The sequence below is a fragment of the Rhizobium sp. BK456 genome, from assembly GCF_014194045.1.
In the GTDB taxonomy this organism is placed as follows: domain Bacteria; phylum Pseudomonadota; class Alphaproteobacteria; order Rhizobiales; family Rhizobiaceae; genus Rhizobium; species Rhizobium redzepovicii.
In genome coordinates, this window is record NZ_JACIAO010000019.1 from 15,339 (window position 1) to 30,951 (window position 15,613).

Below are 15,613 nucleotides of genomic sequence, written 5' to 3' on the forward strand. Positions count from 1 at the left end.
ATGTCCGAACGTGAGCCGAGGCAATCAATATGCTATATCCTGCGTCCGGCGTCGCCGGTAACGACAGCTTGCTTTATCTTCGGTTGATAAGGGCAACACCTTCGCTGGTCATTGATCTCGCAGCTAGGCGGCGAAACGCGATCGGAGACATACCAATGTTGGTAGTAAAGAACCGCGTAAAATATGCTGCGTCGTCATACCCGAGCTTAAAGGATATTTCTTTCACGCTTAGACTAGTGTTTGCCAGGTAGGAGCGAGCCTGCTCTAAGCTTCTTGCTTTGATATTATTGTGCACAGTCTTTCCCGTTGCCTGCACGGAAACCTTGTTGATGTTGGACACCGACATGTTCATCCTGTCGGCATAGAATTGAACATTTTTCTGAGATTTATAGTGTCTGTCAATCAGCTGAGATAGTATCTCAATTTTGCTTTTCCCTGAGACATTGGCTGTTTCGCTCGTTTCAACGCCAAACTGGAGGACGTTCCTTTCGGCGACTAGTCTCAAGAATTCAACGACGAATAAAAGCACAGCTGCTTCGCGCGCGATAATGTACGGGTAATGCTCGGAGCTGTGCTCATATATAATCCGCTCTATAGCGTCGAATATTTCGGGGTTTCTTTCCCTTTCTATATTTTCGATTACAGTGATATATTTTGCCAAATCGCTGGCTAAAACACCCTTCTGAGCTAGCCTATCAAAGTAAGCTTCGCTTAGCGTAAATACGTGACCAAATGTTTTTGTTTCGACATGTGAATAGAACCCATGTTCTGTATTTGGCGGAATCATAACAAGGGTATTAGTGCCGAAATTGTATTTTCCACCGGGCGATACTAATGTTGAGCGCCCTTCTGATATGAAAACGAACTGATACAGATCTAAATGCACATGCAGACTGATGTCGGACGTTAAGTTATTACTTCTAACGAGGATTGATTCCGCGTTAGAAAATATGGACTGACCAAACTCAGGGCTCTCACCATAAAGCGAATATGCGGGAGCTCGGCTTGAGTCCTTCCCACGTTGTCTTGCAATTTTTCCTGACACAGACGCCTCCAGCCTCCCACATCTCGTGCGCCATCACGACGAGTAGAATGTCCAACCTTTTGTTGGATATTACCATTGTCCCACCATAGCGAAAGTGATTTCTTTTTATCGGGCATGGATCGTGACGTGGTTACGACCTGGTGTCATTTAACTCGAAACCGGATAGTTGAGGCTGACTACACCATGCATAAAGAAGCAACGCGTGCGCAGGATCTACGCGAGGCGGTCATCGTCGGGGCTGACGAAGGAGTAGTGACCAATCTGCAGGTAGGCGTCGCGAGCACGGCCCGCGTGAAACTCTCTCCGCTAACACACGCGCATTCGAACTTTTCGATTGTAGGCGTGGATCTACACGACGGAGGGCGGCTGCGTTCACACATTCACGAATTAAACGAGAGAGTGATCATATGCTTCGGTGGTACGGGTACTGTTCGAAGCTCTGATCGTCAGCATCCAGTTTCTCGCGGAACCTTTATTTTCTGCGGGCGAGGTGTGGATGTGCAGTTCGAACAGCACGGGAACGAAAGTCTCCGTCTTCAAGTTATTTCTTTTCCCCCGGGGCCAGAAGCCCGGTTCGATTTGTTCCCAACTAGTCCCAGCAATGACCATCAGTCCAGCGCTGCGGCAATACTAGGTGTTCAATCAGACCCACAAAACGCGAAGGCGACAGAAACCAGCTTTGTTGTCGTTCAGGACGACGAAGGAGAAGAGTATTGGCAGGCAGCCCCGAGCGTCGGTTTTGTCAGTATCAAGTTGGCGCCGCCCGCCATTCCTCTCAATTATATCTGCGCCGCCTCCCAGCTTCTTGAACCTGGCGCGAAGGTGAGGCCTCACGGACATCAAGTCTCCGAAGAGATTGTAATCGTCACGCAGGGAAGCGGGTTGGCCGTCATTGAGGATGTTGAGTACCCGATTTCCGAAGGCGATCTTGTTGTACTTCCACCACGGGTCATGCACCATTTCGAGAACAATACAGAAAAGCCGCTTCGGTATGGCGGCGTTTTTCTTCCACCAAGCGTAGAGAGCGCCCTTCGCGCGACAGGTGTCCGGAAGTTGCCTGGTGTTCCTCGGCCCACCAATATTCCCCGGAATCCCGAGACTGAGCGAATGCTGGTGGAACGATACGGGTTTATCATCAATGGAATTTCGTGACGGCGTGATGCCATCCGACGACAGTCTGACAGGAGAAACTAATGGCGCTTCCGCTAGAAGGTATTCGCATCTGCGATCTATCACAAATAATGTTCGGCCCTTGCGGAACCCAGGTGTTGGGGGATTTTGGCGCCGACGTGATCAAAATCGAGCGGCCCGGCGCAGGTGATATCAGCCGCTCCATCGACCGACACCGACCAGACAGAAATGCGGAAAGCGCAAATTTTCTAGGCATGAACCGGAACAAGAGAAGCATTGCCCTCGACGTGAAAAGTCCTGAGGGCCGCGAGATCGTGAAACGGATCGCAAGAAACTCAGACGTCTTTGTTCACAATTATCGGCCTGGGGTGATCGAGCGGCTGGGTCTTGGCTATGAAGATTTGCGGGCAGAAAACGAAAACCTGATCTACGTTGAAGGTTCGGGTTTTGGCACAACCGGACCACTCGCGGGTAAAGCGGGAATGGATTTCGTGGCCCAAGCAATCGCCGGTGTCGCTGATGGAAACCGGGACCCGAATGGGAAACCGCAGCTTTTCCCGATTTCAGCATCCGATTTCGCATCCGGAATGATCCTGGCACAAGGAGTGCTGTTGGCGCTTTTCCATCGTGAGCGGACTGGGCGCGGCCAGAAAATCGAGATCAATCTCCTCGATGTATTTCTCGTTATGCAACAGCAGGAGGTGACTCAAAAATTTCTCACCGGCAAGGACTTCAATCCGCTCGTGCAGGACCCCATGGATGTGTTCGCTACGGCCGACGGGCATATCGCGGTCATCGCCGTGCTGCGTCCGAACCCGATTTCCGACATCTGCAAGGCGCTGGAAATACCGGATATCACCGTGGAACCGGAATTCTCAACGCTCGAAAAGCAAATGGCGCATCGGGAAGAGTATCGGCGACGGATTGGAGAAGGGTTCAAGAAATTTTCAACAGCGGAATGCGAAAGCCGGCTCGATGCAGTTGATATCCTCTGTAGCCCTGTTCTGTCTCTGGAGGAAACACTAAGGCACCCCCAGGTGGCTGAGAACAAGATCCTGGTGGATATAGAACATCCCAAGCAAGGCCTGTTTCGAACTGTTGGAAATGCAATAAAGTCGTCAGAGGTGGAGCAGATCTCGCTTTCGCCACCTCCAATGCTTGGTCAACATTCGGAGGAGCTGCTCTCGGAATTTGGCTACTCGGCGGCTGAGATCGCTACATTCAAACAGCATAACATCATCAATACATGATCAACCGTGTGCGACACCTCTCCCCTTATTTGTTCCTGAAAGGTCATGATTATGCTCGCGTATAACAGAGAGGGATCTGGGGAGCATGTGCTCCTGCTCATCTCCGGACTAGGTGGCCACGCGAGCTTCTGGAGCCAGCACCGCAAGCGACTGGCTGAACGATTCACCGTATTGAGTTTTGATCAACGCGGGATGGGCGACAATCGGGAAGTTTCCGGCCGTCATACCCTTGATGAGATTGTGAACGATGCAATAGCGATACTCGATGACGCCGAGGTGGCTCAGGCGAGTATCTTGGGACACTCGATGGGCGGGGTCATAACGCAATGTCTGGTGCTCGATCACCCCTCTCGGGTCAGATCGGCTGTCTTCAGTGGCACCTTCTGTGCGTTTGATTGGTACATGACTGCGGTAGCGGACTTGCGCCAGAACATACTCGACACAGCTGGATCCGCTACCTATGGCCAGATTTCGGCTTTGTTAGCCATGCCTGGCGCCAACGTGCTGGATCCAAATTACGATTTGAAGTCTCGCCTTAGAAGCGAACCCAGAGCAGCGGACTTTGTGATGCAGCAACGGCAAAAGGCACCCTATGGATTTGATCGCCGCGATGAACTGCGGAATGTCGCGGTACCCAGTTTGGTTATTGGCGCTACTGACGACCTGCTCGCTCCCCCGTATCAATCGCGTAACATCGCCGAGCTCATCCTGGGGGCGCGCTTGGAATTGATGGATGGCGGACATTTTTTCCCCGTCACTCGACCTGAAGTGTACTTCGAAATTGTCGGGAGCTTTCTCACGGGAAAGCTCTAGCTGATACAGACGATGAATGGGAGAGGCGGGTGGATCGCGTCGGACAGATGGTTGAGCAAGAACCAATCGATAAAGCCAATTTAACAGATGTTATCGTGGTAGGCTCTGGAGCTGCTGCGTTGACAGCTGCATTGACCGCAGCTGCGAACGGCCGGACGGTCAGGGTGATAGAAAAAACGGCAAGCCTTGGCGGAACCAGCGCGATGTCAGGTGGAATGACTTGGCTTCCAGCTAATCACTACGCGCAAGAGGCAGGTTTTTCAGATTCCATTGAAGAGGCGCTCCAGTACATCCGCGAGAGCGCTCCTCCCGGGTGGCGCGAATCCGAGGATGCGCTGTGGAGAAGTCAGGTCGAGAATGGCCCGTCGATGTTGAAGTTTGTAGAAGCACATTCACCGCTTCGTTTCAAACTCACCACCGTGCCGGATCCGTTCCAGGAGGTCGAGGGCGCCAAGTCTAGCCGGATCCTTTCCGTCGAGCCGATCAGCCGCAATATTCTTGGCCCTTACAAAAATAAGATCAGGCGGTCGACGATCCCGCAAAGACTGACTTATCACGAGACGATCGCAGCAAAGCTTGACCGGCACCCCATCAGAGGCACACTGAAATTCGCGCCGACGATCATCGGCCGTTGCCTCACCAATACGATTGCACAGGGGAACGCTCTTATCGTCGGGCTGCTTAAGGGCTGCCTGGACCTTGGATGTGCAATTGAGCTTTCGAGCCGTGCTGTCCAGTTCACCGTGACTGACGAAGGCGTTGTTGATGGTGTCGTAGCTGCGCGGGGCAATACAAATCGCACGTTCAAGGCTCGAAGCGGCGTCGTTCTTGCATCCGGCGGATTTGAATGGGACCCGCAGATGCTGAAGAAATTCTTCCCCAGCGAAGTGGACTTCAGAAGTGGTCCAAGCAGTAACGAGGGCGATGGACATAAAATGGCGCTTTCGATCGGTGCGGCCTTAGCGCACATGGATGAAGGCAACATCGTCATTCAGCCACCAGTAAAGTACGAAGGTAAACTTCACGGGCTTCCACTGAGAATTCACGCTGAGCCGGATGCGATCATCGTAGATCACACTGGCAAGAGGTTCGCGAGCGAGTACGAGTACTGGATTTATGCTCGCACAATGGATCGAGGGGATAACGGCGAGCTTATTCATCAGCCAGCTTGGGTGATCAGCCACTGGCCGATGGTCAAGCGAACCCCGCTAATTCGATGGTATCGCCGATATAAACCGGGTTGGCTCTTAACCGCTCCGTCACTGGAAAAATTGGCTGCGTTAACAGACCTCCCCTCCGACAGTTTGAAATCGACGGTACAGCGCTTCAATCATTTTGCGCGGGCGGGAAGGGATCTGGATTTTGGCAGGGGGATGTCGAATTTCTATGAGAAGCAACTCGCCTCCAGTCTGGGCCTCATGAAGGAGATCAACACTCCGCCGTTCGTTGCTTACCGGTTTCGGCCGTCTCTTCTCGGAACGAAAGGCGGCGTTAGGACCAATGAGTTCGGACAGGCCCTTCGGGATGATGGAAGTGTTATTGCGGGTTTGTATTGTGCCGGCAATGTGATGGCAAATCCAGTCGGAGCGCGGACACCCAGTCAAGTTGGCACGACGATTGGGGCTTATATGACCTGGGGCTATATCTGCGCTCAAAGTATCCTACGTGACAGCGGGCGCTAGACGCTTGCTCTGAAGATCTTGAATTTGCCCTGGCTATAGAAAGAATCTGACATGGACGAAAATCTCTCAGAGAAAATAATTGTAGAATATCCGAAGCGACACATCGCGTTGATCCGAATTATACGACCGGAGAAAAAGAATGCTTTGCACAGCTCGATGGTGATCGAGCTTGGCCGAATTCTTCTTGATCTGGAAGAAACCAATGACATCCGATGTGTCGTGCTGGCAGGCACAGATCAATACTTCTCTGCAGGAGCAGACATCAAGGAAATGGTCACGTTCGGCCCTTTGAATGTTGCGAATGACCCGAAGCGAGTCGCGGCTTGGCAATCCATCGAAATGTTCAAGAAGCCCCTGATCGCCGCTGTCAATGGTATGGCCTTTGGGGGAGGTTGCGAGTTGGCGATGTTGTGCGACTTTATCATCGCCGGGAACGACGCAAAATTTGGTCAACCAGAGATCCTATTGGGCGGCATTCCGGGTGACGGGGGTACGCAGCGGTTGCCTCTAAAGGTTGGGGCGAACGTGGCGGCCTTCATGTTGATGACCGGGGAGCCAATCGACGCCAGCCGAGCCAAGGAACTTGGACTGGTTGTCGAGGTTTGCGAGCCTGCCGAGACGGTGCTGCGCGCAGTCGAGATTGCTGGCACGATCTCCAAACGTGCTCCTACTGCCATAAAGGCAGTCAAACAGTGTGTCGCAGTTGCGGTCGGTATCACTGCTGGAGACGGTTTGGCATTCGAGCGAGACTCGATTAATAAACTTGCGTTAACAGAAGACTCGCGCGAAGGGATGCTAGCGTTCAGTGAGAAGCGTGAGCCCGTTTTCAAAGGCCTTTGACCCTCCTCGCAGAGCGCGGCAACAGGAAACCAATAACCGGCGCGGGATGCTACGGATGCCCGGCATGCTGCGCATCGATCTTGGCAGCTAAAAGCATCGGCTGATGAGCATTTTATCCTACTTGCTGCTGCATCTGTCCATTTCCTTTGCAGATCCAACTTGTCAAGCTAATGAGCGTGAATTCAGTGCAATACAGGAGGCAAGGATGAATACCTTTCGGTATTTAACGGGAATATCGAATATTATTCTCGATGTCTTTAAAAGCGTCCGAGATTACGCTCAGTCTTCTAAACAAGACCCAAAAGACCAACATGGTCCTTCCTTGGACGTGGGCGCATAAACTCCGACGCCAGAATCCTGCTGCTATGTTTTGACGGCGGCGACAAAATATTCATCTGGCGTTTGTCGGAAGGTCTGACACCTTTCGAATTTCGATCAGGTTATCCTTTTCACCAGATTGCGTTGCCAATGTGCCAGAAGACTGGCGCCAGGCCGCGCTTGCCGGGAACGCCGTTTATGCTTCGGTCCAAGCCCGCAAAGCTTTGTGCTTTCCACACGCGGCCAATCGGATATCGGCAGGTTGGCCCATAATGTCGCACTTGATGTGGTAAAGCGTCCCATTGCAGTCGAGAGTCTCCCGCGCGTTGGACTTATTCAAAATCCAGATATCCGAATGGCGTCGCCAATGCGCCCAGCCAATTCAGCGACGCCCCGAGTTGGTCGGCATATTTCCGAACGATCGAGCGATCATCCGATCATCTGCCTCGTTGGAACGTTGCCGCTCAACAGAACGACGAATGGGCCGTTCAACGCGCTTAATACATGATGCTCGAGGCCATGGCAAAAATGGGTGATGCCCAGATCAATCTGCTCGCAGTCGGTGGCTTATGTCCGCTGCGACCCAGGTCGGAAAACCCGTCATCGGCCGTCAGCTGTACCACTCCCACGGACACGACCGGACTGCGATACTATGAAGCCTCGTTTAGTGCCTTAATCACAGCCTTGACCGCGGCTGCGTCTAACGGCTCCTGAGGTAAAACCGGGTCACCCACGTCGTAGCCTTGCGAATGCAGCGCAACTTTCAGACAACTCGCCAACCGGTATCTTGCAAAGACCTCGTTGAACCTCCAGAGGCGTTTCTGGACGTCAACCGCACGATCCCAGTCCCGGCGCACGCAAGCGTCGTACAATTCGACACTCTGTTTCGGCAGCACGCAAGCTGGTCCTGCAAACCATCCTTTGCCTCCCATCATCATTACGGTTACGGCAATGTGCGAGGAAGCAGCGTAAATAGCGAAGTCACTATTGCAATTATTGAGGATTGAGAGTAGCCGCCCCGTATTTGTTGAAGCGTCCTTTAGCCCCACGATATTGGGATGTCGGGCAAGTGCATATATCGTTTCGACGGACAAATCCGTGCGTTGAAAATTTGGATTGGTATAAATGATGATCGGTAGATCGGTGGAACCAGCTATATGAAGAAAGTAGCTACGCGCCTCATGTTCGGTCAAAGGAAAATATGAATCGAGAACAACGACAATCCCGTCTGCCCCTATCCGTTTGTAGGTTCTGGCTTGTTCTACCCCCATCGCTGTCGATACGCTCGCCACACAGGGGAGCACCGGCACACGATTGTTCGTCGCTTCGACGACAACTCCGACAATCCTCTTCCTCTGCGATTCAGATAGATATGCGTACTCGCCACTGCTCCCAAGCGGGGTTAACCCGGTTACGCCTTTGTCGATAAGGTCGCAGCACAGATCAGCCAATACCTGTTCTTTGATGGTTCCATTCGCGTTCAGTGGGCTGACCAAATATGGGATTACACCAGAAAATATCGCCATTGGCTCAATCTCGTCCGTTCTCTTCTAGCCGCTTCGGCGGCGTATGGCCCATGGACCCAAAAATCATCCAACCAGCTGCACCGAGTCCAACCAGTTCGGCCGGCGAGATACGAACTCGCGCGATCCCACCATCTGCGTTTGTGTCGGCCCCCATGCACATCTTGCTGGCGGCAAATCGTGGCAACCTGAGTACGCATAATCTCCTTGCCCATTGCGATCAGATACCGCGCGGCACGCGCGAGTTACAATGGACATTTTGTCCGCAGGCTTGCACAAATTGGTTCGGGCTGAGGCGAGTCTGATGCGCCGAACGAAACCTTCCTGGATAGACCTTGACATCCGCCTGGATGCGAAAATGTCCAAGTATTATTGAGATTTTTCCATTGTCGCCTTTCCCGCAGCGTGGTTAGCCTGCGTGCTTGCGATTGGGATTCCAGAGATTGTTTTGTAACAAGTTCAGATCTTCGCCTCAGCTTCCTTAGCTGGAGATCGCTCCCACCGTCGGACAAACAATAGGCAGGAAAATGAACGAGGCTTCCGACGATAAATATGATGCGGTCATTGTTGGTTCCGGGCCCTCCGGAGCAATAACCGCACACACTCTGGCTAAGGCTGGATTTAGAGTTATCTGTCTGGAGCAAGGCGATTACACGCTGCCCTCCGACTACGCAGCGAATTACGATATGTGGGAGCTTGTCGCTAGGGGACACTGGCAATCGGATCCGGGCCTACGTAGAAACCCCGCCGATTACCCGTTGGACGTGACTGAAACCGATCTCGCTCCGTCCATGTACAACGCGGTCGGCGGCTCGACGATCCACTATAGCGCACTCTGGTCGAGACTGTCTCCGTCAGATTTTCGTGTTCGTACCCTGGATGGCGTGGCCGACGATTGGCCGATAACCTACGATGCGCTTGCCCCCTTCTATGACGAGATCGACGAGTTTATCGGCGTATCCGGCGTGGAAGGCGATCCGGCTTTTCCAGAGGGGCTTTCCCCCAGGCTTCCACCGATGCCTCTTGGTAGGCTCGGCTTAAAGGCCGCGGAGTCGATGAACAAGTTGGGGTGGCACTGGTGGCCGCATGCGAATGCAATCCCAAGCCAAAAGATCGGCTCACTCGCGGCGTGCGCACGATGGGGGGCCTGCATACAAGGATGCCCAGAAGGTGCCAAAGCGTCCTTCGACATGGCTTACTGGCCTTCGGCTATCAAAGCTGGCGCGAAGTTGGTCACGGGCGCGCGGGTCTCCCGTATCACGGTTGACAAGGATGGTGCGGCAACCGGTGCTGAGTGGATTAAGAATGGGGAAAAGTTTCACACAAGAGGTAAACAGGTTGTCCTCTGCGCCAATGGAATAGGTACATCGAGACTGCTACTTCTCTCGGCAAGCGAGCGACATCAACGCGGGCTGGCCAATTCGTCCGGCTTAGTAGGCAAAAACCTGATGCTACACCCGAACTGTACGGTTATCGGTTACTACATTGAAGATTTGGAATCTTGGCGCGGCCCGGTGGGATCGGCGGTCAGTTCGATGCAGTTTTTTGAAACCGATTTGTCCCGCGGCTTCGTTCGCGGCCCGAAGATGCATGCATGTGCGACACCCGGATTGCTGTTTAACGGCATCGACCCCCACAGGCTTTTGCCTTTCGATGCTCTTTGGGGCGTAAACTTTCATCAGGTCATTCGAGACGCTCGAAGCGCAATCTTCTGGGGAGCAAACATTGATGACCTGCCTGAAGAAAGCAACATGGTTACCCTTGATTCCGATCTGCGAGATAGTGACGGAATCCCCGCGCCGAAAGTCAACTACCGCTACAGCGAAAATACTCTGAAGATGAGAAGCTTTGTTATGGCAAAGCTGGTTGAAATTCATATGGCGGGCGGGGCCAAGAAGGTCGTGGAGATATTCGACCTTAAGGGGGAGCCCGGGCACCTCTTAGGCACTGCTAGGATGGGGCATGATCCCAAAACCTCAGTTGTGGACGAGTTTGGCAGAGCGCACGATGTCCCAAATCTCGTAATTTCCGACGGAAGCATCTTCGTGACCGGAGGCGCGGCCAATCCGACGAGCACTATCACAGCACTCGCCCTTCGCAACGCGAAGAAGCTTTCCGAAACATTGAGTAGAGCCAAATAACCAGCCGAGATTCAAAGACGGTGTCCGTTCGTCCGTCGTGACCCGCACGTACCGTCAACGGCTGCGAGGCATATATTGCGACATGGGATAAATAGTCATGCCAGCTTCTGTTTGTGGCAACTCGCAGGAAAGCCCTATGTCTCTCGCAACTCCGACCGATACCCCCTTGGAAACTGTTCTTTGGAGTAAAGACCTTATCCAGCCTGCGATGCGGTTCGCCAGACTGGTAGAAGATGAAATTGCGGACATCGTGGTAATCGGAGCTGGATTTTGCGGGCTAAGTGCAGCGATCCAGGCAGCTCGAGCCGGAGCGAGCGTCGTTGTGATCGATGCACAAACGGTCGGCAGCGGTGCGTCCGGCAGAAATGGAGGGAACAGTATCCCACAATTTCCCGGCACGATGACGCCTTCAGATGTTGCATCTATCCTCGGTGAAGATAAGGCGCGACGTCTAGCTGAGCTGGTTGTTAATGGCTCAAGTCAGGTGTTTCATCGGATTACCGAACTGGATATCCATTGCGCTCCCACTCAGAAAGGCTGGATGCAGCCAGCGCACTCTCAGCGCTCTCTGCAAGGAATTCGGAGAGTCTTTGAGGAGTGGAACGCGTTGGGCGCTCCGGTCCAATGGCATTCAGCATCCGACGTGCATGATCTCCTTGGCGCGGTCGGCTACATAGGCGGCTGGTCGAACCCGACAGGCGGATCTGTAAATCCTTACGCTCTGGCCCAGGGCCTGGCCGCAACAGCGACTCGTCTTGGAGTGAAAATCTTTGAGAATTCTCGGGTGGACGACATTGAAGAAACCGCAGATCGGTGCGCCGTGCTTTGCGGCGATTTACGGATTAGATGCGGAATGATCCTCATTACAACGGGCGGCTATACTGATGATGCTTTCTCGAAAGTGCAACGTTCTGCGATCCCCCTTCATCTTTTTCAGGTTGCTACCAAACCACTTCGGGAGGAGCTTCGGAAATCCATCCTGAAGTCACAAATGTGCTTTTCAGATTGTCGCAAATCTGGGGGGTTTGGAAGACTTGATGCCGATGGTCGATTCATCACTGGGGGTGCAGTCTTCGCAGTTGGAAACGGCAGCAGACGCTATGGCGAAGTTCACTGTAGAAGTCGACTCAAGGCCCTTTATCCTTGTATACTGGAAGATGATCTCATCTTCGACTACTATTGGGAGGGTTTTTGCTCATTGTCGGAGTCGAAGCTTCCACATCTGATGAGGCTCGGAAGGAGTGTCTTCTCTCTAAGCGGTTTTTCAACACGCGGCCTCAACTTAGCTCAAAATTTGGGTAATCTCTTGGGCGACTTTGCAGGCGGAAATGCGACACTCGATGAGCTCCCTATCGCCATAATGGAACATCGAAGCGACGTTGCGCACTGGCGTATCAAATCTCGCGCCGCACGGTATGTATTCCCATGGTTTCAGGCACAGGACCTTCTTGGGCTATCATAGATTTCTATTGACCCGCTGAACCTGACATCGCATCAGCTGGCTAAGGTTTCGAACCATGATTCATGTGTTAGGGCGCAACGGCAGTCGGATCGATGCTTGCTTAACAGCGAACCTTCTCCATCTAACTCGTAGTCCAACCCGGCCAGTTCCATAAATCGCACTATGCGATTTTCAATCAGCGATTGAATGTGTTGCCCTCGCGTTTTAGCAACGCGGGAATCGGCCGACGTAGCTAACTTACTGTTATATCACACTTTCTTTACCATTTTGGATCAAGTTATCGCGTATTTCGACACCCGCAAGAGATGTTTTTTCTTTTCGTGTTGGCATTTCCCGTATATAAAGCTGTCATGAAGCAACACCGACGTCGCCTTGACGAACGCGGAGACTAATCGTCGCTTTGCGGCGATTTCGCCATGGCTTCGACGAGGACGAGAACAGATTCCACGGCATTAGCCAGAAGGCCTTCACATAGGCGGAGGGCATGCCGCGCATATGGGAAAACTGAACACATTTGAGCGTTTGAACCATTGGAAAAGAATGGGAAGATTTTTGTCGCCCCGCCCAAGGACGGAAGCGACTTCAAGGAATTGTTCAAGCAGTTAGCTGCGGTGGGTGCCGGCCGTCCGGTAGGCACCGACGGCTTTCCCCAGGGGCCATGGACTCCGGAGCTTCTGGCAGAGGCGATTACGCAGATCGACTCCAATCGGGCCGGGATCGATTTACGCACCGTGCAGCTATGGTTTCAAGAGAACGACAAGGGTATCAGTCCTTCCAACATCGCTTGGCTGGCACGTATCTTCGGCTGCGATGATAAGGAAGCGACAAGCGAATGGCTGCTAGAGCTCAACGCTGCGCAATCTCGTCTTGTTGCCAAGCGGCGAGACTTGAGAAAGACGGCGACCGGTACGGCGCTGCCGGATATAGATCAGCCTGTGGCTGTCGGTCGCCAGACGCTGATTACGGACGAGCCAGAAGAATGGAGTCAAGCCTCCCCGCGCGAAAGACGATTCAAATTGGCACTACGGTCAGAGGGCCTATTTGCGAGCGGATCTCCGCTGAATCTCCCTGCGTTGACTTTCGCCGGCGCCTCCGCCCTCGGATTTATATCGTATATCGTGGGGATCCACAGCGTCAGGTATACTCGATCTGACGGGATCTCAAAGCAGGTCGGCTTCCTGTGGGCGCCGAACTGGACCATTTTGTTCTTGGTACTCTTACCATTGTTTTTCTGGCTTGTGATCGAATTGCTGCTTTTTTGGAAAGGGGACGCGCGGTTCAGTCTGCTGGCGCAGGCCGCTCGGTATGAAGCCGATGCTCCTTGGTCTCGAAACATCGAGTCGTATTCTCATTCATACTGGGCAGTATTCGTAATATGCGTGCTCTTCGCCGGTGTTATCCAGTGGATCGGCGTGTGTTTGGTCCCGCTGCTAGAAGGCAGTGACGACTATGCGACGAGTTGGGGCACGATAGCCATTATGCAACCCGATCTTATCTCAGTGCCGATGGAGATCGCCTTCACGGGGCTGGCTTACCTGTATATGTGCCTCTGCTTCTATCTGTTCTTCGCGGGCCTTATTTTGCTCCACACGATCATCGACGATTTCGGAAGAATCGAAGAAAGATTAATGCTGCGGCTTGGCGGGAACCACCGCGCTGAGAACGGCCAGATCCGCCTCAAGGTAATGCGAGGGGTTTTCCGGAGCACCATCGTCGGGATCCTGGTTGCCATCTGTATGAAGGTGCAAAGCGCCTATCTTAGCTCGGACGGCGTGGATATCGTGGCCTGGATACTCCACGATTTCGTTTCGGTGATTTCTGCTGACCATCAAACCTCCAGCAATTTCGGCTATAGGATGCCGACGCATTTCAGCAGTCTCCTTGTGGCCATTTCGGCTTGTGTGATTTTTCTCTATGGTTCCATCCGCCTGAATGTCGGATCGCGGTTTCGTGAGGCTTTATGGAAGATGTCAGCGGTCGAGGTCCTGCTCTTTGCCACCTATTTGTTGATTGACGCTTTCGACGGCTTCTCAATTCTCCTCATCGCTGGAGTGTTGGTGGCGACATATGGCTTGTTTAGTCCCGAGTTCGCGCTGCCGCGATCGCGTAAATCGGAGAGCAATCATGGTGTTTCATAGGTGGCTGGATCGTTGGGACGAAAGTCGCGCTCAACGCGGTGAACAAGCGAAGGAAGCAAAGGATCTCATCCTCGACGCGGACCTTGCGTTTATCGGCGCGCAGGAGACAAGCTCCCTTGAGCAGTTTTGTGTCCTTGCCGAACACGCTGTCTCTGATCCAGGCTTTTACGATGAGCCGGCCGGAAGCCCACAGGGATTTGAGCTGCACGATGGGTGGCTTAAATTTCCTTCGGAGATCGCCACCGATGTGGACGAGAACAACACTGTCTGGACAAGAATCACTGAAAGTGGGTCGCGCGATCGGGTTTTGGTGATTTTCCATCATTGGAATGCCAGCGCCCGAAATCGTCAGATCGCTGCTTTCTTCTCGCGGCGTGGGATTACGGTCGCGGAGATTGCCATGCCCTACCATTTCGAACGCAGCCGACCCGGCGCGCTGTATGCCGACTATATGCTCAGCTCAAATCTCGGCCGCACGATCCAATCGTTGAGACAGGCTGTGTTGGATGGGCGAAAGCTCATCCGGTGGCTGAAGAGCGAAGGTTACGATGAAATCTCGGTTCTTGGCATGAGCCTGGGCTCGTGGGTGGCAGGTCTTATTGCCGCGCACGAGCCTGCCGTATCGAAGGCGTCACTGTTTCTGACGGCGGGAAGTCTCGCAGACATGGTTTGGACGGGTCGCGCAACACGATCAATCCGCGACAGCTTAGAACCGGCAATCACGCTCACAGATTTGCGGAGGGCATGGGCGCCGCTGAATTTGGAAAATTTCGCGAATGATCTTGCACGACCCGATCTTGCACTTCAAGCGGTGTTCGCGACCAGAGACAAGGTGGTGTTGCCCGAGCTAACAAAACACTTCATCGAAAATCTCCATCAAACGGGGGCGGTGCCAGAGGTTCTCAAGCTGAACTGTGGTCACTACTCTCTCGGTGCGCCGCCCTACATTTTGTTAGCAGGCTGGAGTCTGTGGCATTTTCTATCGCGCGCAAAAGCTCCGAATGGCATTATTCGATCAGCGATTGGGCAGTCCAAGATCTAGCGGACGCGACCTTCGGTTTTCCGCCTCCGTCTCTTTCGCGTGAACCTATGAAATATTCCCGTACCCAGGCAATCTCGCTTGGCCGGGAGCTAAGAATATACCTGGGCTCGGGAATTCAATTGTTCTCCAGCTGTGGCACGCCCCGAGCCCTCCCGCAAAAATCGTCGTTTTTAATCAGAAGCTTACTGGCGCCGTTTCGTTTCGTTTCGGTTGGTTTCGCATGATATC

The 15,613-nt window shown here is 53.1% G+C and carries 11 protein-coding genes; 9 read left to right on the forward strand and 2 right to left on the reverse strand.

Going from position 1 to position 15,613, the window contains the following annotated elements; genetic code table 11:
• Positions 1-73 precede the first annotated feature (73 nt).
• Positions 74-1,045, reverse strand: coding sequence for a helix-turn-helix domain-containing protein (locus tag FHX03_RS32930; RefSeq protein ID WP_183857365.1), 972 nt, complete (start codon positions 1,043-1,045; stop codon positions 74-76).
• 75 nt (positions 1,046-1,120) lie between these two features.
• On the opposite strand from FHX03_RS32930, the gene FHX03_RS32935 reads away from it, so the two are divergent.
• The 5 genes from FHX03_RS32935 (at position 1,121) to FHX03_RS32955 (ending at position 6,761) form a co-directional block, all read left to right on the forward strand.
• Complete coding sequence (locus FHX03_RS32935) at positions 1,121-2,197, forward strand: cupin domain-containing protein (RefSeq protein WP_183857367.1); 1,077 nt, start codon at positions 1,121-1,123, stop codon at positions 2,195-2,197.
• 41 nt (positions 2,198-2,238) lie between these two features.
• Positions 2,239-3,426: a CaiB/BaiF CoA transferase family protein gene (locus FHX03_RS32940; RefSeq protein WP_183857369.1), complete on the forward strand. Its 1,188-nt coding sequence runs from the start codon at positions 2,239-2,241 to the stop codon at positions 3,424-3,426.
• A gap of 87 nt (positions 3,427-3,513) precedes the next feature.
• Entirely contained in the window at positions 3,514-4,239 is a 726-nt protein-coding gene (locus FHX03_RS32945) for an alpha/beta fold hydrolase (protein ID WP_183857370.1), read from the forward strand.
• Positions 4,240-4,268: 29 nt separating this feature from the next.
• The gene (locus tag FHX03_RS32950; protein ID WP_183857372.1) at positions 4,269-5,921 is read left to right on the forward strand and encodes an FAD-dependent oxidoreductase; all 1,653 of its coding nucleotides are present in this window, start codon (positions 4,269-4,271) and stop codon (positions 5,919-5,921) included.
• Between the two features lie 51 nt (positions 5,922-5,972).
• Positions 5,973-6,761 carry an enoyl-CoA hydratase-related protein gene (locus FHX03_RS32955; protein ID WP_183857374.1) on the forward strand — a complete coding sequence of 263 codons (789 nt, stop codon included), beginning with the start codon at positions 5,973-5,975 and terminating at the stop codon, positions 6,759-6,761.
• Positions 6,762-7,729: 968 nt separating this feature from the next.
• Here FHX03_RS32955 and FHX03_RS32960 read toward each other — a convergent pair.
• On the reverse strand, positions 7,730-8,605 hold the full coding sequence (locus FHX03_RS32960) for a dihydrodipicolinate synthase family protein (protein WP_183857376.1): 876 nt from the start codon (positions 8,603-8,605) through the stop codon (positions 7,730-7,732).
• Positions 8,606-9,129: 524 nt separating this feature from the next.
• On the opposite strand from FHX03_RS32960, the gene FHX03_RS32965 reads away from it, so the two are divergent.
• From FHX03_RS32965 to FHX03_RS32980, 4 genes are all read left to right on the forward strand, one after another.
• Positions 9,130-10,743, forward strand: a complete 1,614-nt coding sequence (locus tag FHX03_RS32965; RefSeq protein ID WP_183857378.1) for a GMC family oxidoreductase — start codon at positions 9,130-9,132, stop codon at positions 10,741-10,743.
• Positions 10,744-10,879: 136 nt separating this feature from the next.
• Positions 10,880-12,205, forward strand: coding sequence for an NAD(P)/FAD-dependent oxidoreductase (locus tag FHX03_RS32970; RefSeq protein WP_281413191.1), 1,326 nt, complete (start codon positions 10,880-10,882; stop codon positions 12,203-12,205).
• Between the two features lie 530 nt (positions 12,206-12,735).
• Positions 12,736-14,343: an RcgA family putative transporter gene (locus FHX03_RS32975; RefSeq protein WP_183857380.1), complete on the forward strand. Its 1,608-nt coding sequence runs from the start codon at positions 12,736-12,738 to the stop codon at positions 14,341-14,343.
• Positions 14,333-15,385, forward strand: a complete 1,053-nt coding sequence (locus FHX03_RS32980) for an alpha/beta fold hydrolase (protein WP_183857442.1) — start codon at positions 14,333-14,335, stop codon at positions 15,383-15,385. Before FHX03_RS32975 ends, FHX03_RS32980 begins: the two co-directional genes overlap by 11 nt.
• Positions 15,386-15,613: the final 228 nt, after the last annotated feature.

Bases quoted from the DNA above. Each gene is read 5' to 3' on its own strand.
- FHX03_RS32960 (WP_183857376.1), bottom strand. From the start codon at position 8,605: ATGGCGATATTTTCTGGTGTAATCCCATATTTGGTCAGCCCACTGAAC.
- FHX03_RS32955 (WP_183857374.1), top strand. From the start codon at position 5,973: ATGGACGAAAATCTCTCAGAGAAAATAATTGTAGAATATCCGAAGCGA.
- FHX03_RS32940 (WP_183857369.1), top strand. From the start codon at position 2,239: ATGGCGCTTCCGCTAGAAGGTATTCGCATCTGCGATCTATCACAAATA.
- FHX03_RS32970 (WP_281413191.1), top strand. From the start codon at position 10,880: ATGTCTCTCGCAACTCCGACCGATACCCCCTTGGAAACTGTTCTTTGG.
- FHX03_RS32965 (WP_183857378.1), top strand. From the start codon at position 9,130: ATGAACGAGGCTTCCGACGATAAATATGATGCGGTCATTGTTGGTTCC.